The following is a 25,421-nucleotide window of genomic DNA, read 5'->3' as shown; positions in this document are numbered from 1 at the left end:
ATATGAGCTGGAAAGGTTTAGTAGCAGGTCTTGGCGTTGGGTTCGCAGCTGGTTATTTCGTTGCAAACAAAGTACAAGAACAATCCCATATTTCTTCAGAAAAAGCATTGAAAATGGTAAAACAAGCATTAAGTCATAAAGGTGAAATTACTGGCTCTTGGGTACATATGGTTCCAGAGACATTTGAAAAATATGATGTCGCATACGAAGTGTATCGCGGCGGTCTTACAACGATGTTAAATGATATACAAGAACGATTTGAATTTTTAGTTGATGCTAAAACAGGTACTGTTTTAGAGGTTATAGCAGCATAAACAGGAGGGTTCCCATTAGGTGAACCTCTTATTTTTTAATTGCAGATAGTGCTTGAAATTATATCGGCGTTTTTTCGAATATATCGGCTGCAACTCCAAATATATCAGCGTTTTTTGAAATATATCGACCGTAACTCAAATTATATCGGCGATTTTTGAAATATATCGACTTACCGACAAAAAACGACAACAAAAAGGAGACTGCTCCAACAGACTGCTGGAACACCCTCCCATTTTTATGCTTCTATACCCGTTTTCCGTTCTATTTTTTCTACGATATGACCTTCCTCATTCCACTTTACTGCGCGATAATACGCGTCATGATAAAAAGTGAACCAAGCATCGTTTTCAGCACCATACTTCATCCACTTTTGCTTATTTTCAATCGATGTCATCGGATAATCATCATAAGCCATGACCCATAATACATTTTGATGGGCGTGCGTCGGCAATAGGTCTGCTAAATGCAGCATCGTTTCCCCTTTGCTTTCTAAAGCGATCACTGCGTGTCCGTCACTATGGCCGCCCGTATGCGCCATTTTTATTTCATCCGTAATTTCTATTTCTTGCTGAAACGTAACAACTTGGTCTACAATTGGCTCCCAATTTTCCTTCCAATATGTATTACGGGATCTAATATTTGGATTTCTCATTTCATTCCACTCTGTTTCACTTACGTAAACTTTTGCATTTGGAAAAGTTGGTACAAGTTGATCACCTTCCCATTTCGTTAAACCAGATGCATGATCAAAGTGAAGGTGCGTCATTAAAACGTAATGAATATCTTCAGGCTTTAGTCCCATCTTTTCTAAAGAATTCTCAACTGACGACTCTTCCGTTACACCTTGATTCCGCTTCATCTTTTCATTCAATTTACCATTTCCTATACCAGAATCAATGAGCATGTTGCCATCTTTCGTTTGTAAAAGTAACGGATCTGTTCGTAAATAAATATGATTTGTATCATTATGTTTATATTTACGTGACCAAAGTACTTTCGGCACAACGCCAAACATTGCTCCTCCATCTAAATGTGTGTTCCCACCTTTTAGCCACGTCACTTTTATATCTCCAATTTGTAACTGTTCCATTTTTCATCCCCCTTTTCTTACAATACTAACATAAAATTCTGATTATTTTAGACACAAAAAAACCTATGCATTACTGCATAGGCTCTGTACGATATTTTGCTTCTACTCGGTAAATGCGATGACCTTTACTAGAGAATTTCTCTTCGTACTCAGTCATAATGTTACCTTCAAAGTCGCTGTTATGAAGATCTAAGCTTAAGTAAGTTAGTAACATACCATACTCCGCCATACTCATAAGAGAATATTCAAATAAACCTTGGTTATCTGTTTTGAAATGAATTTCTCCGCCTTCTACTAACACTTCTTCATAATTGCGTAAAAACGTTTTGTACGTTAAACGACGCTTCGTATGACGTTTCTTTGGCCATGGATCTGAGAAGTTTAAATACACGCGATCGATCTCACCTTTTGCAAAGAAAACTGTTAAATCTTCAGCATCTTTATTAATTAACTTTAAGTTCGGTAATTCTTCTTCAATTAATTTATCAAGTGCGTCTACAACAACACTTGTGAATTTTTCAATTCCAATATAATTAATATGTGGATTGGCTTTTGCCATATCATACATAAAGCGGCCACGACCTGTACCTACTTCGATGTGAATGGGTTGCTCATTTCCAAATACTTCTTTCCAGTTACCAGCGCGCTCCTCTGGGTTTCCAATTACGATATGTGAATACTCATTAATTCGATCCATTGCATATGGTTTATGTCTTAAACGCATAGATGTTTCCCTCTCTTTACATAGCTATTTTAAAGGAATAATTCCTTCTTTCTGTTTTTAATCAATCTACCAAACAAAAAACCAAGTACGTACGAGCACTCGGTCCGTTTCTTTCAAGTATAAGATGTACCATTTTGATAAAAACTACATACAGCATTAAACATTCCATGACGAAACAGCTTTTTCTCTTACTTTTCTAAGAAGAGAAAAACAATCGAAAGGATGATCCGTTCATGCCAATTAATCAACAACATCAATTAGAAGTGCTGAAAGATATTTTAGTCAATCACCAAAGTGATTGTTGCGGGACAGTTTCTGAATGCGAGCAATTAGAGCGTCTCATTCAATCGTTACTCGCAAACGATAATATAAGTAGTGACGCTAAAGCAATGCTAAACGATGTATATTCTTATAGTCAATCGGGTAAATCTTCCTCTAATTTGGACAACCACATTTCCAATAATCAAGAACAACTTACTCAGTGGATTGCTGGAATGGACAATTTTTCTTAAGTATTACTCTGAAGCAAGTAGTTGCTGTAAATATTGATGCCAATATTCAGCTTCTGCTTGCTGTTTTTTTGTTGTATGCCATTGAATAGACAAAATCGTTTGTGCTATCACATACCATCTCATACGTTTAAGCAGCGATTCATCCATTTCAATATCATAGTAACCGAGCCACTCACTCCATTCTTGGCGCGGAATGTACCAATATAATAACATACCGAGGTCTAGAGCTGGGTCAGCAATTACAGCTCCATCCCAATCAATTAAAAACAACTCATCTTCATCCGACAATAGCCAATTGTTATGGTTTACATCACAATGGCATACAACGAATTCGTTGTATTCAATATCTTTTAATGAATCCATTAAATATTGAAGACCTTGTTGAATTGTTTCCTCATCCCTTATATCTCCTCTTAAAACAAGTTGCAGTTGTTGTAATAACTCTTGTGCGTGAAGCGGCTGCTTCCCAAGTCTCTGAATCATCTGCACAAGTGCTTTAGAGGAGTGTATTTTCTTCAAAAGTTTCGCAACACGTTCTAGTTTCATATCCTCTGGCTCTAACTTCTGTCCCGGAAGCCATTTTTGAGCAGAAATTACATCACCGTTCGTTACCCTTCTTGTCCAAAGTAATTTTGGAACAATTCCTTCTGCTGACAATACCGCTAAAAAGGGCGATGTATTCCGCTTTAAAAATAACTTCTGTTGTCCGTTTTGCGCAATATATGCATCGCCCGTTACTCCACCAGCCGGTACAAGACTCCACTCTTTTCCTAATAATTGTTCCAACCATTCCATATTCATTACCCGTTAACAAATCCTTATCTTTTATAGTTATGAAAAGAAAAACCGCAACATTTCTACACATGTTGTGGATTCATATATATTTTACTGTAAATGAAAAGAAAACTTGGCATAAGCCAAAAATTCTCTATTTTATTTTACAAAACCAGCCATAGAATGACAACTTATCAAAATCGTCACCTTTGTCAATTCTACATTTATTACATTCTCATCGTCAAGTAGCGATTTGTCACATTATCGTCAATATATACGTGCTAATCGGAGCGAGCCTAAGTTCCTTTCCTCTAAATGAAGAAATTGGCTCTATTTTCGCTTGCTTTTCGTTTACTAACACATGCCACGTTTCTTCTTTCGACAGTTGCACCGTTTTCGCTTCTAAACTGCTATTAAATAAAACGACAATTTCTTTCCACGGTCCAAACGACTCTACATTTTCTAAATGATATGCAAGTACTTCTGGGGATGTTTGCAAAAAAGTCATATGCTTTTTTATAAGGTCTGCATTTTGTAACCGGAATGCTCCGTGCTCTTTACGAATCGCAATTAAACCTTTTATATAGTTAACGGTCTCTATTTCTTTCTCTTTTCGATCCCAATCTAATTGATTAATTTCATCATTTGCATTATAACTATTTTCATTTCCTTGCTTCGTACGATAAAACTCTTGCCCAGCATGTAAGAAAGGGATGCCTTGCGACAGAATCACCATTGCAGTTGCTAGCACGTGACGTTTTTTCAAAATCTCTTCCGACTCTTCATTACTGCGCATTAGTTTATCCCACATCGTCATATTGTCATGACATTCTACATAGTTAATGCTTTGCACAGGCTCTAGAAACAAACCTGTTTCTTTCATACTCAAAAGGCTTCCTGATGCAATATACTGCAAATGATTACAGTCTACATACCCACCAAATGCAAAACCACGTTTATTTATATGAAAGGTACTCCCTTTTATCCCATCACGAAATTGATCATTAAATTGCGCAATATGCGGCATTTTCTTTGCGTTATTTAACGTTGCTTTTTCCTCTAGAGGAAGTGGTGTTTGTAGATCCCATCCTTCTCCTAATAGCAGTGCATCTCGCTTTATGTTTCGCACTTCTTTTTCTATTATATTTATTGTATCAACATCTAAAATTCCCATTAAGTCGAACCGAAATCCATCAACATTGTACTCTGTAAGCCAATATAAAATAGACTCTACAATGAATTTCCTCATCATTTTCCGTTCAGATGCTATATCATTTCCGACTCCCGTCCCATTAGAAGGCATACCATTTTCACCATGACGAAAATAATATCCTGGAACAAGCTTTTCAAATGACGATAGCTCTCTTTCATACACATGATTATATACAACATCTATAATCACTCTAATACCGTGCTCATGAAATGTTTCAATCAGCTGTTTACACTCTACGATCCTGTTATACGGGTCAGAAGGATTTGTAGCATAAAATCCCGTTGGTGCGTTGTAATATAATGGATTGTAACCCCAATTATACGCAGAGGAAGGGTTTGCCTCATCTACACCACCGAAACAATATAAAGGTAATAGTTCAACATGTGTAACACCTAAATCTTTTATATGAGACAAACCTGTTAACGTCCCATTTTGTCCTGTTGTCCCTTCTTCCATTAGCCCTTTATATGTTCCTTTTTTACTCACTCCACTATTCGGATGAATAGTAGCATCACGAATATGCAGTTCATACAATATGGCGTCTGTCATTGCTTGTAAAGGTGGTAATTGCCCTCGCTTTGTTACATTCGTCTTTTCCAAATCAATAACAACGCCGTACTTCCCATTTACAGTCACTGATTTTGCATAAGGATCCACAGCTTCGTTCCATATTAAATTTATACAAACAAGAAATGTATACTTTTCTCCGGCTAAATCGCCTTGTAATGTATGAGCCCATACCCCATTTTCTTCTCTGTGCATTTCGTGATCGGTATATTCTTTATCACTTTTATAAATTCTTACTTTCGCAAGCCTCGCAGTTGGAGCCCATACTTTAAATGTAGTTGCTTCCTTTTGGTGTACTGCCCCTAAATCTGTACCTTCGTAATAATACTTTTCATCGAAAATCGCTGTTCTTATGACAGCACCTATTTGTAAATCTGTTTCTTCATTCCGTTCATCTCGTACTGTATAATACTTCCCCACATCTAGCGGCTCTTCTATAAAGCACTCATACTTCGTTGCATCCGGAAGCGCAATTGTATGAGCAATCGGTAAATCTTTCACGTTACTTCCTTCTTGCAAACGAAATGTCCGACTTGTTCCATACGCATGTGGGAGCAAAATTGTAATTTTGTTCATTTCATCTAAATAGGCATCAAATGGACGTTTTACTTTCAACATAAAAAAATCACCATCATTCTTAAAGTTAAAATGAAACGAGCTGCAAATGATAAGGCTTTTCTTATCAGCGAAGCCCTATACAGTAACACATTGTTCTTTATAGTATATTCACCTGTATAAAAAACGTTTTCATACATTCTATTTTTGTAATTTTATTTCAGCAATTGCTTTATATTTCGGTGTCTCCTTTACGTGAGATTCGTATAAAGTAATCGTATCCGCTTGAAATGATATTTCAGGCACTTCCTTTATATGTTCTAAATTAAACTTTTCTTCTCCTACCCATTTACGTGCAACAGTAATATGCGGATGATATGGGCGTGTTTCTAAAGAAAATCCATTCTCTTCACACATAACATGTACTCGCTTTTGCAATTGAAACAAATCTTGATTTCCTCTTACCTTTGCCCAAAAAATACGCGGCCTGTCTTCCATACCAAACGTTGAAAATCCTTGTAATGTGAACGATAGTTCTTTCATTTGTATAAGTGTTTGTAATCCATTCTTTATTCCTTCTAATTGTTCCTCTGTCGCACTACCTAAAAACGAAAGGGTAACATGATAGTCTTCTTTATGTACCCATGAACGAAATGGTAATTCCTCTTGCATTTCCTCTTTATAGTTAGACAGCATTTCTTTTATATGATTTGGTAACGTAATCGCGACAAAATAATGCAGTTCCATGTACATCTTCTCCTTCTTTCTATTGTTGCTTTTCTTTCTTATCTCATTCCATTAAAAAGAATCCAACTTCCCTACAAGTCTAACCAAGTTCAGGTCGCGTTAATAGATGAAATGATATCGACATTTCGACAAGGAACATCTGCTTACCAACAAACGACACGTAATAGAAAACCGTCCCAAAGAATGTATCGGGACGGTCTTTTATTATTTATATATCCATTACTTCGCTAATTCATAAATTGCTTGCGCGTAAATTGCTGTTGCTTTTAATAAGTCTTCAATTTCAATATACTCATCTTTTTGATGCGCAAGTTCTTCTTTTCCAGGGAACAATGGGCCAAATGCAACACCAGCTTTTAACGAACGAGCGTAAGTACCACCGCCAATTGCTAATAGTTCTGCTTTTTCACCTGTTTGTTCTTCATATACGCGCTGCAACGTACGAATTAATACGTGGTCTTTATCAACGTGATGCGGACGAGAGTTTGAATAATCAGCTACTTCAAATCCATGAGTACCCACATATTCTTTTAACTTTGCAATCATTTCTTCAAAGTTAGTCGTAACTGGGTAACGTACGTTTAATCCTAAATTGCCACCATTTTCTTTCGTATAAGAAAGGCGACCAACATTCACTGTTAACGGACCACTAATATCGTCTTTATAAGAAATACCAGCTTTCTCTCCTAAAGTATCTCCTGTAAATGTTTCTGTTGCAAACGATACAAACGATTCCCCTTTTCCATCAAGAGCAACTTTCGTTAAGAAGTTTGCCAGTAATAAACCTGCATTTTCTCCTTTTTCAGGAGTAGATCCGTGAGCTGAAATTCCTTTAATTTGCAACGTTACTGTATTACCTTCTACAATTGCTTCACCTATTTTTTTAGCAGTTTGTAAATACTCTTCATATGCTACTGTAAGTGCACTTACATCCTCTCCTGTAACAACCGCTTCTGCAAAATCAGGAACCATATTTAAACGGCGACCTGACTCAAATGAAACAAGTTCATATGTACCTTTATTCTCTTCACTACCATTTTGCACAACTTGTATATCAGAAATTCCTTTTTCTGCATTAATAATTGGAAAGTCCGCGTCTGGCGCAAAACCGATTGTTGGCATTTCTTCGTTTTTAAAGTAGTGATCTACACATTTCCAATTGCTTTCCTCATCTGTTCCTAAAATCATACGAACACGTTTTGAAAGAGGTAAACCTAATTCTTTCACAATTTTCATCGCATAGTAAGCTGCCATCGTTGGGCCTTTATCGTCAATTGCACCACGTGCAAAAATCTTCCCATCACGAATATCTGCACTATATGCAGGAGTCGTCCAGCCATCTCCTTCTGGTACAACATCAACGTGACAAAGAATACCTACTAATTCTTCTCCTTGTCCCATTTCAAGATGACCTGCATACCCTTCTAAATTTTTAGAAGTAAAGCCTTCCGTTTCTCCTTTATGTAACATGAAAGATAAAGCTTTTTCTACACCTTCACCGAATGGTGCGCCCTCTTTCGCCGATTCTTCTTCCCATACACTTTTAATTTGTAAAAATTGTTGTGTATCACGAATTAAATCATCTTTTCGTTTTGCAACTTCTTCTGTCCAATTAATTGCTGACATCACGCATCCATCCTTCACTATATTGTTTCTTTCATCATAACAAACCGAAATCTCTTATGCCATATACGAAAACCAAATACCGAACAATTGTAATATTTCAGATATTTCTTATTAGTTTTTCTTTTATTTTTTCAAAAAAATTTGCAGGAATTTGGCGTTTTACGTAGAATTTTATGTGTTAGTTGACTGACCATATATACAATGTCAACTACCAATATTTTTCTATATGAATATTTGTTAAATTTCTGTAAAATTTAAGTAGATTAAAGCATGAATTTTATCATGTAGAGTACAATGGTAGTAACGACCTTCTTTCCTGAATGGGGTCAAAAAAACTAGTAGAGGAGTGGTTTTCTCTTGAAACCTACAACTACTCGTATGCTAACACGCATTAAATCAATTTATATGTACATCAATGAAAACGGAACGGTAACGACGAAAGACCTTGTAGATGAGTTCGGGATCACACCGCGAACGATACAACGTGATCTAAATGTGTTGCAGTTTAATGAACTCGTGTATAGCCCTTGCCGCGGTAAGTGGACAACAACAGGAAAGAAAGTGAGAATGACCTCATAACGAAAAATAATTGTATGTAAATAAATACATACCCCTTTCTAACTCATTAGAAAGGGGTCTTTTCTGCACCTAAAAATAGCACTATTTCTCAGTATCTACTTGATATGTTTTTAACATCTCTACTTCTTCATCTGTTAGCTCTCGGTATTGTCCAAGTTCTAGCTCTTCATCTAACACTAACGGTCCCATCTCTGTTCTCTTTAAGTAGACTACTTTTTTCCCTACCGCTTCAAACATACGCTTCACTTGATGGAACTTTCCTTCTGTAATGACAAGCTCGATTTCAGAAATATCATCGCTTTTTAATATTGTAAGTGCACCTGGCTTTGTCTCATAGCCATCATCTAAAATAACACCTTTAGCAAACTCTTTTACATCCTCTTCCGTTACTACTCCTGCAACGTGTGCATAATATTTTTTCGGCACATGCTTTTTCGGAGATAACAATTGATGTGATAACTTCCCGTCATTTGTTATTAATAAGAAACCTTCTGTATCAATATCAAGTCTTCCCACTGGGAACGGATTAAAAATCGCATCTTCTAACTCTAATAAATCTATTACCGTTTCATGATTATCATCTTCTGTAGCTGAAATAACGCCTTGTGGTTTATGCATCATTAAGTAGACAAACTCTTTATATTCCACGACTTCACCGTGAATCATAACTTCTTGTTCTTCTACATTTACATGAACCTTTGCATCTTTCACCGGTATTCCATCAATTTTCACAACGCCGTCTTTCAATAATTTCTTTACTTCTTTTCTACTTCCATATCCCATATTTGCTAATAATTTATCTAATCTCATGTTTTTCACCTTCTTTATTTATCATAGAAAAGGGGACGTAATTACGCCCCTTTTGATTTCAACTTTATTTTAAATCTATTGCCAAGTTTACGCTGGATTTTCTCTAACGCTTCTCCGCCGAATACTCTTTCAAGTACTCCTGTGCGAATTGCTAACAATCCGTAAACGAGACCGCCAAGACCTGCACAAATCGCAACTGTAATAAGAGCGCCAACTCGGCCATCCGGCGAAATCATGAAGGATAGAACCCATTGTGATAGTTTTACGACCACAACCATTACAAATGTTAATACTGCAATTTGGAACGTTCTCTTATATACAACACCGAATGAATAGTGTGCGTATTTTTTAATTTGTTGATTTGTGTACCAAACAGAAGCTAAGAAACCAACAGCTGTTGCTAGAATCGCCCCTACTGTACCGAAATAACGAATAAAGATTACGTTACATACAAATTTCAAAATAACACCCATTATAAGTGCGATAATCGCATGCTTTTGTTGGTTAATACCTTGCAGAATTGCCGCTGTTACTGTAAATAAAGCAAATAACAACGCAACCGGTGCATACCACATTAATACTTGTCCACCTAATGGATCTGAATCGTAAAATGCAGTATAAATCGGATAGGCAAGTGATGAAATACCGACAACTGCTGGCAATGTTAAGAACATATTTGCCTGGAATGTTTGTGTAATTTGTAACTTTAAATAACGGTATTGCTTTTCAGTAAATGATTTTGTAATCGCTGGTACGAGCGTTAAACTAAACGCTGTCGCAAGTGATACAGGAATCATAATTAATTTATGCGTCCACATTGTGAAAATACCGAGCGCTCGCTCTGCAATATCACCTTGGCCAATCGCTTGCATAATTGAGTTAAATGTCAATGTATCAATTTGTTGATATAAAGGAATTGTTAACCCAATTACAACGTAAGGAATCGCATATGCAAATAATTCTTTAAATAATTGAACAGTACTCACTGTCGATTCTGGTACAGTTTGTTCAATTAAATATTGATCCAAATGTTTTTTACGTTTTAGCCAGTACCAAATGAGTACACCGAGCGCTCCAACTGCTGAAACGAATGCAGCAAATGTCGCTACCCCAACTGCTGTTGCAACTGTACCACCAAGTACTTTAATAACGATAAAACTACCCGCTAATAAAAAGACGATACGAATAATTTGTTCAATAATTTGCGAAACAGTAGTTGGTCCCATCGATTGGTGACCTTGGAAATAACCACGAATTAAACTCGCTGCCGGCACAACAATAAGCGCAAAACTTACAAGACGAATAATCGTCGTAACTTCTCCTATATTACTGTGTACACTTTGTTTACCAAGCATTGCTTCTGCAAACAACGGCGCCGTCATGTACAGTACTAGGAATGAAAGAACTCCTGTTACTATCATCATAACCATTCCCGAGCGGAACATTCTCCGGCTCGTTTTATAATCGCCAAGCGCATTATATTTGGAAACGAATTTTGAAACAGCAAGCGGCACCCCTGCCGTTGCAATACTTAAAAAGATCGTATATGGAATGTATCCATATGTATAGAGCGTTCCGCCTTCTGTCCCTACTAATGCATGAAACGGAAAGACGTAAATCATGCCTAAGAACTTCACTAAAAATGTCCCTAACGTAACGATAAGCGTTCCGCGCAGAAATTTCGAATCGGACATACAAAAATCCTCCTACATCTACATAAAGTGAAACTTTAATCAGTGGGGTGTTCTTCCCCACTGATTATTAGTTGAACCAATCGGGCATTTAGGGGCAGTTAATCTCCCACCTACTTCTTTGACCTAAGCAAACTTTAAGGTGGGAGCCTTACTGCCCGTTAATGCGGGGTAAAGTGAAACTATAATAAATTGAACTATTCGAGCATTCGAGAACTATTAGACTTCCCCTAACTCTTAAGGTTTTAGTCCTATGGCCCACAAATAGCAGGATAGTGCTGAACTCTAACTTTTGTATTGTACCACAATTCTCTCCTTAAGCAGTACTTCACTCTATTTTTCTTTTAAGGGAAAACATGCTATTCTTTTAGGCAGGAAATGTAGAAAATGAGGTCGATATATTATGCATTATGATGTTATTGTCATCGGCGGTGGGCCTTCTGGGCTAATGGCTGCAATCGGTGCTGCAGAAGAAGGCGCAAGCGTCTTACTTCTTGATAAAGGAAATAAACTAGGGCGTAAACTTGCGATTTCTGGTGGCGGCCGCTGTAACGTAACGAACCGTCTACCACTTGATGAGATCGTTAAACATATACCAGGAAATGGCCGCTTCTTATACAGCGCTTTTTCTATTTTTAATAATGAAGATATTATTACATTCTTCGAAAATCTCGGTGTAAAACTGAAAGAAGAGGATCATGGCCGCATGTTCCCTGTTTCAAATAAAGCCCAATCGGTAGTAGACGCACTTTTAACACGATTAAAAGATTTAGGTGTAAAGATCCGCACGAATACACCTGTTGAAACGATTGAATATGAAAATGGTCAAACGAAAGCAGTCGTACTAAAGACTGGCGAAGTGCTAGAAACAAATCACGTCGTTATCGCTGTTGGCGGAAAATCTGTTCCTCAAACTGGTTCTACTGGAGACGGATATGCTTGGGCAGAAAAAGCTGGTCATACAATTACAGAATTATTCCCAACAGAAGTACCAATCCTTTCAAACGAACCATTTATTCGAGACCGTTCACTACAAGGCCTCGCTTTACGAGATGTAAACTTAAGCGTATTAAACCCGAAAGGAAAAGCTATCATTTCTCACAAAATGGACATGCTCTTCACTCACTTCGGTTTATCTGGTCCTGCTGCTCTTCGCTGTAGTCAATTCGTTGTAAAAGCACTGAAAAAGTTCAAAACGAATACAGTGCAAATGAGCATCGATGCATTGCCAGAAGAAAATAGTGAACAACTATTCCAGCGCATGCTGAAACAAATGAAGGAAGATCCGAAAAAAGGAATTAAAAACGTGTTAAAAGGTTATGTTCCTGAACGTTACTTCCTATTCTTATTAGAAAAAAATGAAATTGATGGCAGCGAGCAAGCTGGACAAGTTTCTCACGAGAAGATTCGTGCACTTGTGAAAGACTTTAAAGAATTTACTGTAAATGTAAATGGTACGCAGTCAATTGAAAAAGCATTCGTTACTGGCGGCGGTGTATCCGTTAAAGAAATTAACCCGAAAGAAATGTCTTCTAAATTCACGAACGGCTTATATTTCTGCGGGGAAGTTCTTGATATTCACGGTTATACTGGTGGCTATAACATTACATCTGCTCTCGTTACTGGTAGAATTGCCGGAACAACAGCTGGAGAAAATGCAAAAATGCAATATTAAACTGAGAAACAGGGATTCCTGTTTCTTTTTTTATAGGTACATGAAATTATATCGGCGATTCTGTAAATATATCAGCGATTCTGCTACTTATATCGGCGATTTTCCAAATATATCAGCGATTCTGCTACTTATATCGGCGATTTTTCAAATATATCGACTTACCGACAAAAAACGACAAATATCCCCTCCCCTTAACTTTCCATTGCTTTTTTGTTGCTTTATTTACCTTAGTACCTTTATATTTTATATTGTTGAATATTTGAAAAAGGGTAAGGGGAAAACATATGAGAAAAAAAGTCATGATGTCTTTAATGCTAATGACGTTTCTTTCTGCTGTAGAAGGAACGATTGTTAGTACAGCGATCCCTCGTATAACGAGTGATTTATCCGGCGTTGAACTTGTTAGCTGGGTTTACGCAATTTACATGCTTGCCACAGCGGTTTCAACTCCAATATACGGAAAGCTAGCTGATTTATTTGGCCGTAAAAAAGTTTTACTTATTGGAGCTACAATCTTTTTAGTCGGTTCTGCACTTTGCGGTGTCGTTACATCGATGGAACAACTTATCGTCTTTCGTGCCCTTCAAGGTTTAGGTGCTGGTGCTGTCATGCCAATTACTATGACAATCATTGGTGACTTATATGACGAAGCGAAAGACCGCGCAAAAGCACAAGGATGGATAAGTGCTGTTTGGGGTGTCTCAGGTGTTATCGGACCATTAGTCGGCGGATTTTTAGTTGATTCTCTTTCTTGGCGTTATATTTTCTTCTTAAACGTTCCATTTGGAATTATCGCTTGCTTAATGATTGCCATTTACTACAAAGAATCTATTAAGCCTGCTAAGCACCATATCGACTATCTTGGTGCAACAGTATTCTCACTAAGTACGATTGCTCTACTATACGCATTATTAACAGGTAGCAGTAAGCAAAACTGGGGAGATATAACAATTATCGGCCTATTAATCTTCGCCGTCGTTTCATTCATTATTTTCTTATTCATCGAGAAAAAATCTCCGGAACCATTAATTCCGCTAGCACTTTTCTCTAACCGTACATTATCTACGATTAATATATTAACGCTTATCGCTGGCGCAATGATTATTAGTATTACAATGTACCTTCCAATTTGGAGCCAAGGTGTATTAGGAAAAAATGCAACAGAAGCCGGACTTATTTTAATGCCAATCCCTGTTATGTGGACATTTGGAGCTATTTTCTCTGGTAACTTAGTAGGAAAATTAAAAACGAAACAAATCATTTTACTTGGGGCTAGCATTTTATCAGTCGCTACGTTCTTATTATTTACATTATCAACACATTCACCATCGTTCCTTATTTATGTGGCAGTCGGATTATTCGGCTTAGGAATGGGGCTTGTGACACCGATTTACATGGTAACAATTCAAGCAGCCGTACCAGCTCATACACGTGGAACAGCCGTTGGTTTAAACACATTTATTAATACATTTAGCCAAACGTTAGGTGCGGCAATATTCGGTACAATCTTCAATACGATGATTCACGCACGTGGTATTAAAAACCTTGATCTTGTATCTGGCGGACATGGAGGTACTACAACAAACGTAGTAACCGAATCGCAATCCGCATTAGCATCAAGTGTACACGTCATTTATATGAGTACTTTTGTATTGGCAGTATGTACATTAATTATCGCTTGGCTTTTATTAAAGCCCGCTACACAAACGAGTGAGCAATAAGAAAGAGGATGACCAAAATGGTCATCCTCTTTTACTCTTCATTCTCCACAATATGTTTCAGCATGGACAATTTATTATCCCAAAAACGTTCATAATACGAGAGCCACTGTTGTAATTCCTCTAATGGTTCTGGATGCAAGCGATATATTTTCTCTCTTCCGCTTTTTCTTCCACTTACTAAATTCGCTTCTGAAAGAATATGAAGGTGCTTTACAACCGCAGTACGACTCATCGGAAAATGATCCGTTATTTTGGAAATCGGTAACTCTTTATCACTTAATAACCGTATTACTTCTCGGCGGGTTGGATCAGCAATTGCTTGAAACACATCATATTTCGCTGCTGATGAGGACACTTAGCCTTCGACAACCTTTTTCAGTTTTTCATTTACAATCGCTACCCAGCCTCCGCTCATTCTGTCGCGAATAATAGAGCTCTTCGCATTCGCTTTCGGAAGAATTTCATCAGGGTGTTTCCAGCCGCCGTGAATTAACGTAAATTCTGTTTTATTATCTCCTAGGTCTTTCAGATGAAATGAAACAACCCAGCCATCTGTATCCCATGAAAAAGATAGATGATTTGGCTCATCGATTTCTAATACTTTACATGGTGATGGTCCAAATGGTGATTGTATATGAAATTCATGTCCTACCTCTAATACGAAATCATTTGGCATAAACCATGAGGCAATCCCTTCTGCAGTTGATACTACATTCCACACCTTTTGAATAGACGCGTTAAAAACGATCGTTTGTTTAATGTCAGTTAATGTATTTTGTTGTTCCATTTCCATTCTCCTTTATTCGGCAATCAAATATAACACCTTTTGGTTACACTTCGATAATATAACACCTTTTAGTTTCATGTCAACGCTAACTCTTTTTTACTGTTGAGAAATTCTCAACATTTTTTCAACAGGACAAACACCCTCCGAACATTTCCTCATAATATACTCACAAAGGCAACAAAAAATAAAAACTTCTCTCAACATGAAACTCCATCATTCATCTTGGAAGAAGCGCCTTACGTATATCATGCGTATTTCGTCTCTCCTCCTTCCCTCAGGGACACTACGCGAGATATGAAAAATCAGAAGGAATATGCCCACCATTTGAGTAGGTAGTTATTTCTCTTCTCCTCAACATTTCCTTAGGAGCGAAATGACTACCGACTCACTTTTTTCAAACAAAAATAAAAAGGGGTTGAACGCTATGTTCTATTGCATTAACTGCTCTGATATTCACCATGAAAAACATCCGAATGATAAAGTATTCAAAAACGGTTTTTATATTGATCCATTTTTAGGTGATCGTTATCACCTTGGTATGTGTAAAGATGCCCAAAATCATGAGACAGGGGAGCCTCTTTTAACGACAAAGAAATTAGGCGCAACCCAATCTATTATGAACGTATTACCGACACATGTTGTCCCAACATAAAGCATAAAAAAGAGCTGGCTCATCCAGCTCTTTTTTATGCTTTATAAACGATCATTGCTGAAAAACAATAAATTTGGTTTTCGTCATCGTTAATAGAAACACCGACTTGGTACTTAATGTCTACAAAGTTACTATCATCAATCTTTTTCAAAAAAACATTTACAGCGTCTTCTAAGTCTTTTTCGTGACTTTCATCAAACACTTTTACACGAATCATGTTAACACCATCCTAGATCGCAGCCCTCCGCCGCTTGATTATTGCCACGGTGCGTATCTATGATGCGATAAAACTTTCCGTCTTCATATATATATCCGTCTTCTAACACATATTGTTTACCTTCAGTATAGACATAAAACTTACCTATCATAAATTTACTCGTATACAATTCCAAATAATCTGGTCTAAATTTAGCTACCACTTTATTTGTAATATCAATTTTTATTGTGCGCCCCACCTTCTCTCCCTCCTTTGCAAAGAACGGATTTAGGTATATTGTATTAGCGATTTTACATTTTATGCTTAAAAATAAGTGGATATGCCTCCTTTCTCCGCCTGTACTATTTTTCTAAAAAAATCATCCATAAATAAAAACAAAAAAAATATATATAAAAAGAGCTTTTACTTATTGACTCAAATATAATTATTATGGTATTATATAAAATTTGACATTTCCATTCACTTATGCTATCATTAAAGATGGTTACCACATATGGAGGTGGATGATTTGTTTCAAATTGGTGATAAAATCGTTTATCCAATGAACGGCGCAGGAGTCATCGAAGCCATTGAAGAGAAAGAAATATTAGGAACAATACGTCAATATTGTGTAATACGTATCATTAGTAAGGATATGCAAGTAATGCTTCCGATGGATCAATTACAAAAATCAGGTATTCGTTATATCGTAGATAAAGGTACGTTAGATGATATACTTCTTGAATTTCAAAACGGGGAATCAGATACATCACTTTCCTGGAAACAAAGATATACAATGAATATGGAAAAAATGAAAAACGGCAATCTGCAAGATAGTGCAGAAGTTGTTCGGGATTTACTTCGCCGCAATAAAGAGAGAGCTTTAAATGCGAGCGAAAAACAAATGCTAGATAACGCCCGAAAAATGATGATTAGTGAAGTTGCACTCGTGCAAAATGTTTCTGAACATCAAGCAACAGAATATCTTCAAGATACAATTAATCACTAAATTTAAAATAGCTGGCCGCTATTTTTTTTTTGTAAAAAAAGGACGAAGAGTTTTATCTCTTCGTCCTTTTCTATTACCCACGCCCAGCTTGAAACGATGGATATAACGTCATTCCACCATCTGCAAATAGCGTAATGCCCGTTACATAACTCGCCTCTGAAGAAGCGAGCCAAGTTGCTACTGCTGCAATTTCTTCTGGTTTTCCGATGTAGCCCATCGGTATCATACTTTCTACGTCAGCACGTTTTTTAGGATCAGCAAACTTTTCTGCATTGATCGGCGTATTAATTGCACCTGGCCCTATATTATTTACTCGAATACCTTTTGGTGCATATTCTAACGCTAACGTTTCTGTCATCAGTTTAATACCACCCTTACTTGCTGCATAGTGCACAAATAATGGCCACGGAATTTTCTCATGAACACTCGACATATTAATGACAGATCCTTTAATATCATGTTCTACAAAATATTTAATCGCTTCACGGCTTCCTAAAAAAGCACCTGTTAAATTTGTGTTAATTACCCTATTCCAATCTTCAAGCGGCATTTCATGCGATGGTACCGCATTTTCTATCCCTGCATTGTTAATCATAACGTCAAGTGTACCAAACTCTTTCACAGCAGATTGAATGAGATTCGCCACATCTGATTCGACCGTCACATCACCTTTTACAGCAATCGCTTCTCCGCCTACTTGTTTAATTTCTTCTAACACATCATTCGCTTCTGATTCTCGTGAGCGATAGTTAATCACTACTTTTGCTTTCTCCGCAGCAAACCTTACTCCCATCGCCCTTCCAAGACCACTTGCTGATCCTGTAATAACGACAACCTTTCCTTCTAAATCACTATACATTTCCATACCTCCTTTAACTTTTTGCTATACCTAGCATAATTCCGGCTGCGATAATAAAAACGATACCGACAACAATACCCGTTAATTGGCGTTTCGTTTTTCTTTCACCTAATATAAGAATCCCGCCAAGCGTCGAAATAATAATTCCCATTTGCGATAGCGAGAAACTTGTTGCCACTCCAACACGCGGCTGTGAAATGAATAAAAACATATTTCCAGCTGCCCAAATTAATCCTGGAATAATATTTCGTATTGCATATTTATTAAATGGATGATGTTTAAAAGTAAGCAAAATCCCCCCTAACACCATACCAACTGCTTGTGGCAACAAAGCTGACCAACCATCTACTTTAAATAGTCTAATCACTACTACATAAACTAAATAGCCGACTGTTGAAATCAATAAAATGATAATGCCTTTTTTAAAATTCCCCGCTTGCTCTGCACTCTTTTCTTCTTCACTTTGAAGCGATGTTAAAATAACACCGATAATAATACAAACGAGGGCCAAAACACCAAGGACAACTGATATTGTCGTGGACCACTCATGAAATACAATGACTCCAAATAAAGTCGTCGCAACTAATTGAAGTCCTGTTGAAATGGGCATCGTCCTTGAAACGCCCATTAAATCAATACTTTTTAATTGATTCGCCTGACCAAGCGCCCAAAATAAACCTGACACAATACCAACTCCGATAACAGTAGGAGTCAATACTGGTTTCATAAAAATATAAACAACAATCGAGAAAATAAGCGCGCCAAGCGTTGTTCCGAGCGTTTGACTATACGGTCCCCCGCCCAGTTTTACGTTAAATAGCACAATACTTCCCCAAAATATAGCTGGTAAAATCGCTAAAAATATATCCATCGCTCATTACCTTTCTTTACTAAATGTCATAGGTTATCACTCTGAATCAGTAGAGTGAGCTTTTATTTTTTCTTTTTCCCTTTCACAAATCTTTTCTGCAATAGCACCAGAAACATTCTTTTCTCGCTCCACTTTCTTTATCCTTACGTGATCTAAATAATCTTCCAAAGTAAGCGTAACTTTATCATTTGGCGGATTATGTGCTCCTTGAAATGTAAGAAATTGTAGCGTCACTTCATATCTAGGAACGAACTCACCATTCTTGCCGAGACGCTTTATATTGATAACTGAAGCACATTCATATTGGTCTTCTGTCACTTGTCTTATCACAGAATAATATCGATTTAATAATGCACTTTCTAAAAGTTGTTCATTCGATTCTTTTGCCAAAGAATAACTTGGCAAAAAGGAAAAGATAGAACATATCATTGTTAGCATTACACATAATTTTTTCATAACGCCCTCCTTGTTCTATACGTTAGTGTTCTCAAAAACGCCATAAAAAAACGACTTTCCCTATATAGGAAAGTCGTTTTAATGAATCCAATATTAACCACCGCTCACTGGTGGGATTAGTGCAACAACATCACCAGATTGAATTGTATAATCTTCATTTGCATATTCTTCATTAATCGCAACCATAATTGGTTCTGTGACTGGTACATTATATTCTTTTGCAATAACATCTTTTAACTCTGCAACCGTAATACTTTCTTTCTCTATTTGTAATTCACTTCTTCCTGCTTCTTCTTGCAAGTTCGCAAATAACAATACTCGAATCATACTTATAGCTCCTTCCCAGGCTCTCCCGCCGGATATGGCGTTTTTTCTAATTGATCGCCAATCCAAGAGTCTCCATCTTCCCAAAACTCCTTTTTCCAAATTGGAACAATTTGTTTTATGCGTTCCATAATGTATTCATTTGCTTCATAAGCCGCTTTACGATGCGGCGTTGAAACAGCCACAACAACCGCAATATCAGAAATTTGCAGTGTACCGATGCGATGTGTAATCGCAACGTGTGTACCTGGCCACTTCTCTTTCACTTCTGATCCGATTTTCTCTAGCATCTTTTCTGCCATCGTTTTATAAGCGACATATTCTAAGTATAATGTACGACGCCCTTTCGTAAACTCTCTAACCGTTCCAATAAATGTTGTAACAGCACCACATTCGCGGCGAATAACCTTATTCGCTACTTCTTCAATTGAAATTTCTGTATCAATTACTTCATAATACGTATTTTTCATTTCGCACTCCTTACCGTTTGTAAAAACCAGTCTATGTACAATTTTTCTTCTGTTATATGAAATACTTTATATTCTTCTCGTAAGTTTGCAGGAGCATCATACCACGTAATAACTGCTACTATATTTTCTACTTTATGTAAAAGTTCAACGTCTTCCGCAGAACGAAGTAACACCACTTTTGGATAGCTCTCTTTTTTATAGCCCTCAATTAAAATTGTATCCACTTCAAAAAACTCGTATAAACGGATAATTTCTTGCAAGGACCATTCCTCTCTTAATGATGACAATGAAAGTAACCCAGCACCTTCTACACTACTTACGACAGCACCGGCCTTTCTATGCCTTTCACTATCTTTTTGCGCTACTTCTGGAAACCCTCCATGCCCGTGATGTTTAATCGTAGCAACTTTCATTTCGCTTTCAGTTAATACATGTACAATTTTCTCAACAAGTGTTGTTTTCCCGCTATTTTGATACCCTACTATTTGTAAGATTGAAGGGGCTTTGCCCATGGCCAATCACATCCCTCAGCGTGCTCTAACAATAATACAGACACTTTCATCCCTGCCTCAAAGCCTCTCGTTCCTCCAGGCAACACAATAAAAGCATTCGCATCTGCAAGTGAAGATACCGCACTCGATTTATCTAAACCGACCGGCATCGCTTGTAATGCCCCGTCCACAATTGTCACCTTTGCTCTTACAAAACGAGTAAACGGATTCGGCTTTGGAAAATCTTTTTGTAAAATAGCATCTGCTCTATATACGTGAGGTTCTTTCGCATTCAAATATGTTTTTATAACTGGATGCACAAATAGCTCAAATCCTACGTAACAAGCTGACGGATTCCCTGATAAACCGAAAAGTAACTTTCCATCAACTTCAGCTACGGTCGTTACACTTCCTGGTCTCATCGCTATTTTATTGAAGAGTACATTCGCTTGTAATCTTTCATAAATAGCTGGCAAGTAGTCATAATCTCCTACCGACACACCGCCTGTCGTAATTAAAATATCAACTTCATCCATCGCTGATTGAACAGCTGTAAAACATGCACCTAACTCGTCGGCAAGTTGGCCATAATATCGGACTTTACCTCCAGCTTTCATAATTTGAGCAGCAATCATATAAGAGTTACTATTTCTAATTTTCCCCGGTTGTAACGACTCATGTACTTCTAACAATTCACTTCCTGTCGTCACAATACCAACAACAGGCTGTTTTACAACTTTCACAGTACTATATCCAAACGTCGCTAATAAGGCCGCAACACCTGGATTAATTGCAACACCTTTCTGAACGAGAACTTGATTTTGTTTTATATCTTCCCCTTTAAATGACACATTGTCGCCACTATGAAAAGGACGCTTTAACTTCATATATGTTTTTCCGTCCTTCTCAAAACCTTCCGTCAGTTCTAGCATTACGACTGCATTACAATCTGCTGGAATAGCTGCTCCTGTCATAATACGAACCGCCTGAAAAGATCCTACTGTATCTAGAAAAACAGACCCCGCTCCGATTTCTCCTATTACTTCAAACTCAATTGCATTCTCTTGATTTGCTTCTTTCGTATCTTCCGCTCGAATTGCGAAACCATCATAAGGAGAACGATCAAAATGAGGAACGTCATGATCAGAGACAACATCCTCCCCAAGAATTCTCCCGTAACTTTCCGTAATAGAAACTTCTTCTACTTCACCAATTTTCGCATATTCCATTACTCTCTCTACTGCCTCAGCAACTTGAATCGGAATTCGTTTTTCTACCATCGTTTCTCACCCCATATTTGCAATTTTTTTTATCTCGATTAAACTTTATATATTAAATAGAAATTACTTCAAGGAGGAATTCCATGTCTTCATTCACACACTTTAATGACCAAGGACGCGCGAAAATGGTTGATATAAGCGATAAAAAAGCAACCGTTCGAACAGCAATTGCGTGCTCTAGCATTGTCGTTACAAAAGAAATTTACGATAAAATCTCTCATAATGAAATCGGGAAAGGTGACGTATTAGCAGTTGCACAAATCGCTGGTATTATGGCTGCGAAACGCACTTCTGATATTATCCCAATGTGTCATCCTTTATTATTAAAAGGTGTTGACGTTTCTTTCGATTGGAAACAATCTGATGAACAATATCGATTACTGATTGAAGTAAAAGTTAAAACAGAAGGTAGCACCGGTGTTGAAATGGAAGCTTTAACAGCTGCTTCCGCTACTGCCCTTACTGTGTATGATATGTGTAAAGCTGTTGATAAAGGTATGATTATTGGCGAAACGTACTTACTTGAAAAAACAGGTGGAAAAAGTGGAGATTATACGAGAAAGTCTTGATTTTCTCTCTGTTGAACCTAAAGGGTTTCTCTTTAGGTTCAACCTATGTATCTTGTATATAAACGTTTTGCTACATTTATATCATTCGTCCCATGAATAAAAGCTCTGCCATCTGTAAATAAAACAAAACGAAATTCCTCTACCAGAAACGATACTAAATACGGAGTAGCCTTTACATCCACACTTCTTTGTAAGCGCTTTTTAATTTCTTCTAAATTAAATTCATTCCGCACACCTGGACGGATTTGTACTGTATTTCGTCCACATAACACTTCTGTTTTCGTTTGTGCTTCAAATGTTAAACTCGGATATGTACGTAATCTTCCGCAAGATAAACACGTTTCTTTTTTCTGTCTATTCACTTTAAATGCCATCTGTTGATTATTCCAAAGATCAAACGATAACATCGTTTCGCGAAGCGCCCCATAGTCTTCTACTAATATTTTCAACGCTTCTGTTATTTGATGCGCAACTACTAATTGCACCGCCGGCTGTATAATACCAGCCGTATCACATGTTGCTCCGCTTGCTGGATGCTCCATTAAACAGCGGAAACACGGTGTTTTTCCTGGTACAATTGTATACGTTACTCCGTAGCTTCCGACACAACCACCATATATCCATGGAATATTATACTTTTGTGAAATATCATTAATAAGAAGACGCGTTTCAAAATTATCTGTCGCATCTAATATTAAATCTACACCCTTCACTAACTCTTCCATTTCCTGCACTGTTACATCAGTCACAACCGGATTTATTTCCACCTCAGAATTAATCGCTTTTAAATGCTCTGCCGCTGCTACCGCCTTCGGTTTATACTGCTTTGCATCTTCTTCTGTATATAATTGTTGCCTTTGTAAATTACTCCACTCTACATAATCACGATCCGCAATTGTTACTTTTCCAACACCTGCTCTAACAATCGCTTCTGCATTTGCTGCACCAAGAGCTCCCGCACCAATAATAAGCACATGCTTCTCTCTAATTTTTCTCTGTCCTTCTTCTCCAACACCAGAAAATAATATTTGCCTTGAATATCGCTCCTGCATACGATAGCCCCCTTTCTTATCCTCCTATATAAGACATTTCAATTTTCGGACGATTTTTTGCACTTTCTTCTGTCCGTTCATCCGAATACCTATCTTTTCTATTCATCCATACATCTTGTATAACACGTAATAACTCCTCATCTGAAAGATTCCCTCTAAGAAGCTCCCTTAGATCGAGTCCTTCTGTCGCAAATAAGCAAGTATAAAACTTTCCATCTGCTGAAATTCTCGCTCTCGTACAAGAGGAACAAAAGGACTCAGAAACAGAAGTAATAAAACCGACTTCAATATTTGTTCCGACGTAACGATATCTCTTCGCAACTTCACCAAAATAATGCGCTTCAGCTTGCTCAAGCGGATACACGCGATGAATCATCTCAATTAACTCTCGCTTCGTAACGACTTGATCAAAGTTCCATCCATTTGTACTACCAACATCCATAAACTCAATAAACCTAAGCGAGATTCCTTGCTCTTTAAAATACGCAGCCATCGGAAGTACTTGATGATCATTCATCCCTTTTTTCACAACCATATTTACCTTTACATCAAGCCCAGCCTCTTTTGCAGCCATAATTCCCTTTATAACAGGTTTCGTATTAATATTCCGGCCATTAATAGCCTTAAATACATCATCATCTATTGCATCCAAACTAACATTTACTCTATGTAATCCAGCTTCTTTTAATACTTTTGCTTGCTTCGTTAAATGAATTGCATTGGTCGTTAACCCTATATCTAATAGCCCGTCAATTTTCACGAGACGTGCAATAAGTTTTGTTAAATCTTTACGAAGTAGTGGCTCGCCACCAGTAAGTCTAATTTTTCGTACACCGATGCTCACAAATAGTTTTGCTAAACGCTCAATTTCATCAAACGTCAGTAAAAACTCATCTTTCAAAAAAGCATAATCTGGCCCAAACACTTCCGCTGGCATACAATATGTACATCTAAAATTGCAACGATCAATGACAGATATGCGTAAATCTTGAAGTGGGCGTCCAAAAAAATCTGTAACCATCTCCTGCATCGCCACCCTCCCTTTCTGCCAAATTTCTCTCTTTTCATTCTATTATAATATATTTTCGAACTGCGATGTTTTTACTCATGTGAATAAAGTAAAACTTTCCTAATCAATGAGACTACATACAAATAAGGAGATAAAAAACCTTGAAGCATAAAAGCCCCAAGGTTTTCTCCTTATTAACTTAATCTAATAATCGTTAAAGTAGCTCCTGGCGTTGCCGTCGATAATGTAGCCAACGCAACTACTCCAAATAATTGTAAGCTAACAGCAGCTCCAGCAGGCAAGTTAGCAATGATTGTTGCACTAAATGAACCGGTAGCCACTGTCGGAGCATTTATCGTTCCCGCAAGTGGGCTACTATTTACAGTTATACGGGAACTCACAAGTAAACCTGCTGTTAAATTAATTGTATAGGCTATATAATAATTCCCTGCATTTGCAACTGTAAATACAGTATTCCCACCACTAACAGTTATTCCCGGTCCAATATTTTGATTGTTTGGTAACGGAATATTCGTGCCACCTAACAAAACAGAAATAACACTTCCTGATGTATTATTTGCAAAAGCGTACGTTGCAGTTGTACTAACTCCAGTCGCCCCGGTCGCTCCCGTTTCTCCTGTTGGACCGGTATTTCCGGTCGGGCCAGTACTTCCCGTTGCTCCGGTGCTTCCTGTTGGACCCGTGTTTCCTGTCGCTCCGGTGCTTCCGGTTGGGCCGGTACTCCCCGTTGGACCGGTGTTTCCTGTTACTCCGGTACTTCCTGTTGGACCCGTTTC

General features: G+C 37.5%; 30 protein-coding genes. 8 read left to right on the top strand and 22 right to left on the bottom strand.

Features of this window, described 5'->3' with window-relative positions; all coding sequences use genetic code 11:
* Positions 1 to 2: 2 nt before the first annotated feature.
* Positions 3 to 314, top strand: a complete 312-nt coding sequence (locus tag BAQ46_RS25605) for a PepSY domain-containing protein (RefSeq protein ID WP_000118540.1) — start codon at positions 3 to 5, stop codon at positions 312 to 314.
* A gap of 236 nt (positions 315 to 550) precedes the next feature.
* Here BAQ46_RS25605 and BAQ46_RS25600 read toward each other — a convergent pair whose 3' ends face one another.
* Both BAQ46_RS25600 and trmB read right to left on the bottom strand, forming a co-directional pair.
* Complete coding sequence (locus BAQ46_RS25600) at positions 551 to 1,405, bottom strand: YtnP family quorum-quenching lactonase (protein WP_071743053.1); 855 nt, start codon at positions 1,403 to 1,405, stop codon at positions 551 to 553.
* 70 nt (positions 1,406 to 1,475) lie between these two features.
* Positions 1,476 to 2,129, bottom strand: coding sequence for a tRNA (guanosine(46)-N7)-methyltransferase TrmB (gene trmB / locus BAQ46_RS25595; protein ID WP_001239380.1), 654 nt, complete (start codon positions 2,127 to 2,129; stop codon positions 1,476 to 1,478).
* A 233-nt stretch (positions 2,130 to 2,362) separates the two neighbouring features.
* Here trmB and BAQ46_RS25590 point away from each other — a divergent pair, with 233 nt between their 5' ends.
* Positions 2,363 to 2,641 carry a YtzH-like family protein gene (locus tag BAQ46_RS25590; protein ID WP_001122234.1) on the top strand — a complete coding sequence of 93 codons (279 nt, stop codon included), beginning with the start codon at positions 2,363 to 2,365 and terminating at the stop codon, positions 2,639 to 2,641.
* A gap of 3 nt (positions 2,642 to 2,644) precedes the next feature.
* On the opposite strand, the gene BAQ46_RS25585 is transcribed toward BAQ46_RS25590, so the two are convergent.
* From BAQ46_RS25585 to pepV, 4 genes are all read right to left on the bottom strand, one after another.
* Entirely contained in the window at positions 2,645 to 3,442 is a 798-nt protein-coding gene (locus BAQ46_RS25585; RefSeq protein WP_001055736.1) for a phosphotransferase family protein, read from the bottom strand.
* A 229-nt stretch (positions 3,443 to 3,671) separates the two neighbouring features.
* Positions 3,672 to 5,813 (bottom strand): type I pullulanase, encoded by a 2,142-nt coding sequence (pulA, locus tag BAQ46_RS25580; protein WP_071743051.1) that lies wholly within the window; start codon positions 5,811 to 5,813, stop codon positions 3,672 to 3,674.
* A gap of 138 nt (positions 5,814 to 5,951) precedes the next feature.
* Positions 5,952 to 6,497 carry an RNA 2',3'-cyclic phosphodiesterase gene (gene thpR / locus BAQ46_RS25570; RefSeq protein ID WP_000418993.1) on the bottom strand — a complete coding sequence of 182 codons (546 nt, stop codon included), beginning with the start codon at positions 6,495 to 6,497 and terminating at the stop codon, positions 5,952 to 5,954.
* 219 nt (positions 6,498 to 6,716) lie between these two features.
* The gene (pepV, locus tag BAQ46_RS25565) at positions 6,717 to 8,123 is read right to left on the bottom strand and encodes a dipeptidase PepV (RefSeq protein ID WP_071743049.1); all 1,407 of its coding nucleotides are present in this window, start codon (positions 8,121 to 8,123) and stop codon (positions 6,717 to 6,719) included.
* Positions 8,124 to 8,480: 357 nt separating this feature from the next.
* On the opposite strand from pepV, the gene BAQ46_RS25560 reads away from it, so the two are divergent.
* Positions 8,481 to 8,702 (top strand): DeoR family transcriptional regulator, encoded by a 222-nt coding sequence (locus tag BAQ46_RS25560; protein WP_000805512.1) that lies wholly within the window; start codon positions 8,481 to 8,483, stop codon positions 8,700 to 8,702.
* Positions 8,703 to 8,783: 81 nt separating this feature from the next.
* Here BAQ46_RS25560 and BAQ46_RS25555 read toward each other — a convergent pair whose 3' ends face one another.
* Positions 8,784 to 9,512: a pseudouridine synthase gene (locus BAQ46_RS25555; protein WP_001234931.1), complete on the bottom strand. Its 729-nt coding sequence runs from the start codon at positions 9,510 to 9,512 to the stop codon at positions 8,784 to 8,786.
* 41 nt (positions 9,513 to 9,553) lie between these two features.
* On the bottom strand, positions 9,554 to 11,206 hold the full coding sequence (locus tag BAQ46_RS25550) for a putative polysaccharide biosynthesis protein (protein WP_071743047.1): 1,653 nt from the start codon (positions 11,204 to 11,206) through the stop codon (positions 9,554 to 9,556).
* Positions 11,207 to 11,606: 400 nt separating this feature from the next.
* Between BAQ46_RS25550 and BAQ46_RS25545 the strand changes: the two genes are divergently transcribed.
* Positions 11,607 to 12,878, top strand: a complete 1,272-nt coding sequence (locus BAQ46_RS25545) for a BaiN/RdsA family NAD(P)/FAD-dependent oxidoreductase (RefSeq protein WP_000558878.1) — start codon at positions 11,607 to 11,609, stop codon at positions 12,876 to 12,878.
* A gap of 284 nt (positions 12,879 to 13,162) precedes the next feature.
* Positions 13,163 to 14,599 carry an MDR family MFS transporter gene (locus BAQ46_RS25535; protein WP_001228033.1) on the top strand — a complete coding sequence of 479 codons (1,437 nt, stop codon included), beginning with the start codon at positions 13,163 to 13,165 and terminating at the stop codon, positions 14,597 to 14,599.
* Between the two features lie 31 nt (positions 14,600 to 14,630).
* Here BAQ46_RS25535 and BAQ46_RS25530 read toward each other — a convergent pair whose 3' ends face one another.
* Both BAQ46_RS25530 and BAQ46_RS25525 read right to left on the bottom strand, forming a co-directional pair.
* Positions 14,631 to 14,954 carry an ArsR/SmtB family transcription factor gene (locus BAQ46_RS25530; RefSeq protein WP_000098837.1) on the bottom strand — a complete coding sequence of 108 codons (324 nt, stop codon included), beginning with the start codon at positions 14,952 to 14,954 and terminating at the stop codon, positions 14,631 to 14,633.
* The gene (locus BAQ46_RS25525; protein ID WP_000437774.1) at positions 14,955 to 15,386 is read right to left on the bottom strand and encodes an SRPBCC family protein; all 432 of its coding nucleotides are present in this window, start codon (positions 15,384 to 15,386) and stop codon (positions 14,955 to 14,957) included.
* 424 nt (positions 15,387 to 15,810) lie between these two features.
* On the opposite strand from BAQ46_RS25525, the gene BAQ46_RS25515 reads away from it, so the two are divergent.
* Positions 15,811 to 16,038, top strand: coding sequence for a DUF3973 domain-containing protein (locus tag BAQ46_RS25515; protein WP_000498984.1), 228 nt, complete (start codon positions 15,811 to 15,813; stop codon positions 16,036 to 16,038).
* 34 nt (positions 16,039 to 16,072) lie between these two features.
* Here BAQ46_RS25515 and BAQ46_RS25510 read toward each other — a convergent pair whose 3' ends face one another.
* Together BAQ46_RS25510 and BAQ46_RS25505 are read right to left on the bottom strand one after the other, a co-directional pair.
* Positions 16,073 to 16,255, bottom strand: coding sequence for a sporulation protein Cse60 (locus BAQ46_RS25510; protein WP_000621751.1), 183 nt, complete (start codon positions 16,253 to 16,255; stop codon positions 16,073 to 16,075).
* Position 16,256: 1 nt separating this feature from the next.
* Complete coding sequence (locus tag BAQ46_RS25505; RefSeq protein WP_000533800.1) at positions 16,257 to 16,493, bottom strand: DUF2553 family protein; 237 nt, start codon at positions 16,491 to 16,493, stop codon at positions 16,257 to 16,259.
* A gap of 255 nt (positions 16,494 to 16,748) precedes the next feature.
* On the opposite strand from BAQ46_RS25505, the gene BAQ46_RS25500 reads away from it, so the two are divergent.
* Positions 16,749 to 17,243: a CarD family transcriptional regulator gene (locus tag BAQ46_RS25500; protein ID WP_001998466.1), complete on the top strand. Its 495-nt coding sequence runs from the start codon at positions 16,749 to 16,751 to the stop codon at positions 17,241 to 17,243.
* Positions 17,244 to 17,316: 73 nt separating this feature from the next.
* Here BAQ46_RS25500 and BAQ46_RS25495 read toward each other — a convergent pair whose 3' ends face one another.
* From BAQ46_RS25495 to moeA, 7 genes are all read right to left on the bottom strand, one after another.
* Positions 17,317 to 18,102 carry a glucose 1-dehydrogenase gene (locus BAQ46_RS25495; RefSeq protein ID WP_061185362.1) on the bottom strand — a complete coding sequence of 262 codons (786 nt, stop codon included), beginning with the start codon at positions 18,100 to 18,102 and terminating at the stop codon, positions 17,317 to 17,319.
* 13 nt (positions 18,103 to 18,115) lie between these two features.
* Positions 18,116 to 18,973 carry a glucose uptake protein GlcU gene (glcU, locus tag BAQ46_RS25490; RefSeq protein ID WP_071743045.1) on the bottom strand — a complete coding sequence of 286 codons (858 nt, stop codon included), beginning with the start codon at positions 18,971 to 18,973 and terminating at the stop codon, positions 18,116 to 18,118.
* Positions 18,974 to 19,009: 36 nt separating this feature from the next.
* Positions 19,010 to 19,429, bottom strand: a complete 420-nt coding sequence (locus BAQ46_RS25485) for a DUF3888 domain-containing protein (RefSeq protein WP_000732111.1) — start codon at positions 19,427 to 19,429, stop codon at positions 19,010 to 19,012.
* Positions 19,430 to 19,522: 93 nt separating this feature from the next.
* Positions 19,523 to 19,756, bottom strand: coding sequence for a molybdopterin converting factor subunit 1 (moaD, locus tag BAQ46_RS25480; protein ID WP_071743043.1), 234 nt, complete (start codon positions 19,754 to 19,756; stop codon positions 19,523 to 19,525).
* A gap of 2 nt (positions 19,757 to 19,758) precedes the next feature.
* Positions 19,759 to 20,223, bottom strand: a complete 465-nt coding sequence (gene moaE / locus BAQ46_RS25475) for a molybdopterin synthase catalytic subunit MoaE (protein ID WP_000799835.1) — start codon at positions 20,221 to 20,223, stop codon at positions 19,759 to 19,761.
* Entirely contained in the window at positions 20,220 to 20,735 is a 516-nt protein-coding gene (gene mobB, locus BAQ46_RS25470; protein WP_000513637.1) for a molybdopterin-guanine dinucleotide biosynthesis protein B, read from the bottom strand. The genes moaE and mobB overlap by 4 nt, the downstream gene beginning before the upstream one ends.
* Positions 20,705 to 21,994, bottom strand: a complete 1,290-nt coding sequence (moeA, locus tag BAQ46_RS25465) for a molybdopterin molybdotransferase MoeA (protein ID WP_061536623.1) — start codon at positions 21,992 to 21,994, stop codon at positions 20,705 to 20,707. The genes mobB and moeA overlap by 31 nt, the downstream gene beginning before the upstream one ends.
* An 83-nt stretch (positions 21,995 to 22,077) precedes the next feature.
* On the opposite strand from moeA, the gene moaC reads away from it, so the two are divergent.
* Positions 22,078 to 22,563 (top strand): cyclic pyranopterin monophosphate synthase MoaC, encoded by a 486-nt coding sequence (gene moaC / locus BAQ46_RS25460; RefSeq protein WP_000094141.1) that lies wholly within the window; start codon positions 22,078 to 22,080, stop codon positions 22,561 to 22,563.
* A gap of 38 nt (positions 22,564 to 22,601) precedes the next feature.
* Here the strand turns inward: moaC and BAQ46_RS25455 are convergent, their stop codons facing one another.
* The 3 genes from BAQ46_RS25455 to BAQ46_RS25445 all read right to left on the bottom strand — a co-directional run.
* Positions 22,602 to 23,615 (bottom strand): molybdopterin-synthase adenylyltransferase MoeB, encoded by a 1,014-nt coding sequence (locus BAQ46_RS25455; protein ID WP_001158102.1) that lies wholly within the window; start codon positions 23,613 to 23,615, stop codon positions 22,602 to 22,604.
* Between the two features lie 16 nt (positions 23,616 to 23,631).
* On the bottom strand, positions 23,632 to 24,645 hold the full coding sequence (gene moaA / locus BAQ46_RS25450) for a GTP 3',8-cyclase MoaA (protein ID WP_071743041.1): 1,014 nt from the start codon (positions 24,643 to 24,645) through the stop codon (positions 23,632 to 23,634).
* A 173-nt stretch (positions 24,646 to 24,818) separates the two neighbouring features.
* Positions 24,819 to 25,421 (bottom strand): BclA C-terminal domain-containing protein (locus tag BAQ46_RS25445; protein WP_131801189.1); only part of this gene is annotated, 603 nt, incomplete at its 5' end.

Origin of the sequence: Bacillus paranthracis (assembly GCF_001883995.1) — a bacterium.
Lineage (GTDB): Bacteria > Bacillota > Bacilli > Bacillales > Bacillaceae_G > Bacillus_A > Bacillus_A paranthracis.
This window is presented reverse-complemented; position numbering and strand designations above follow the sequence as displayed.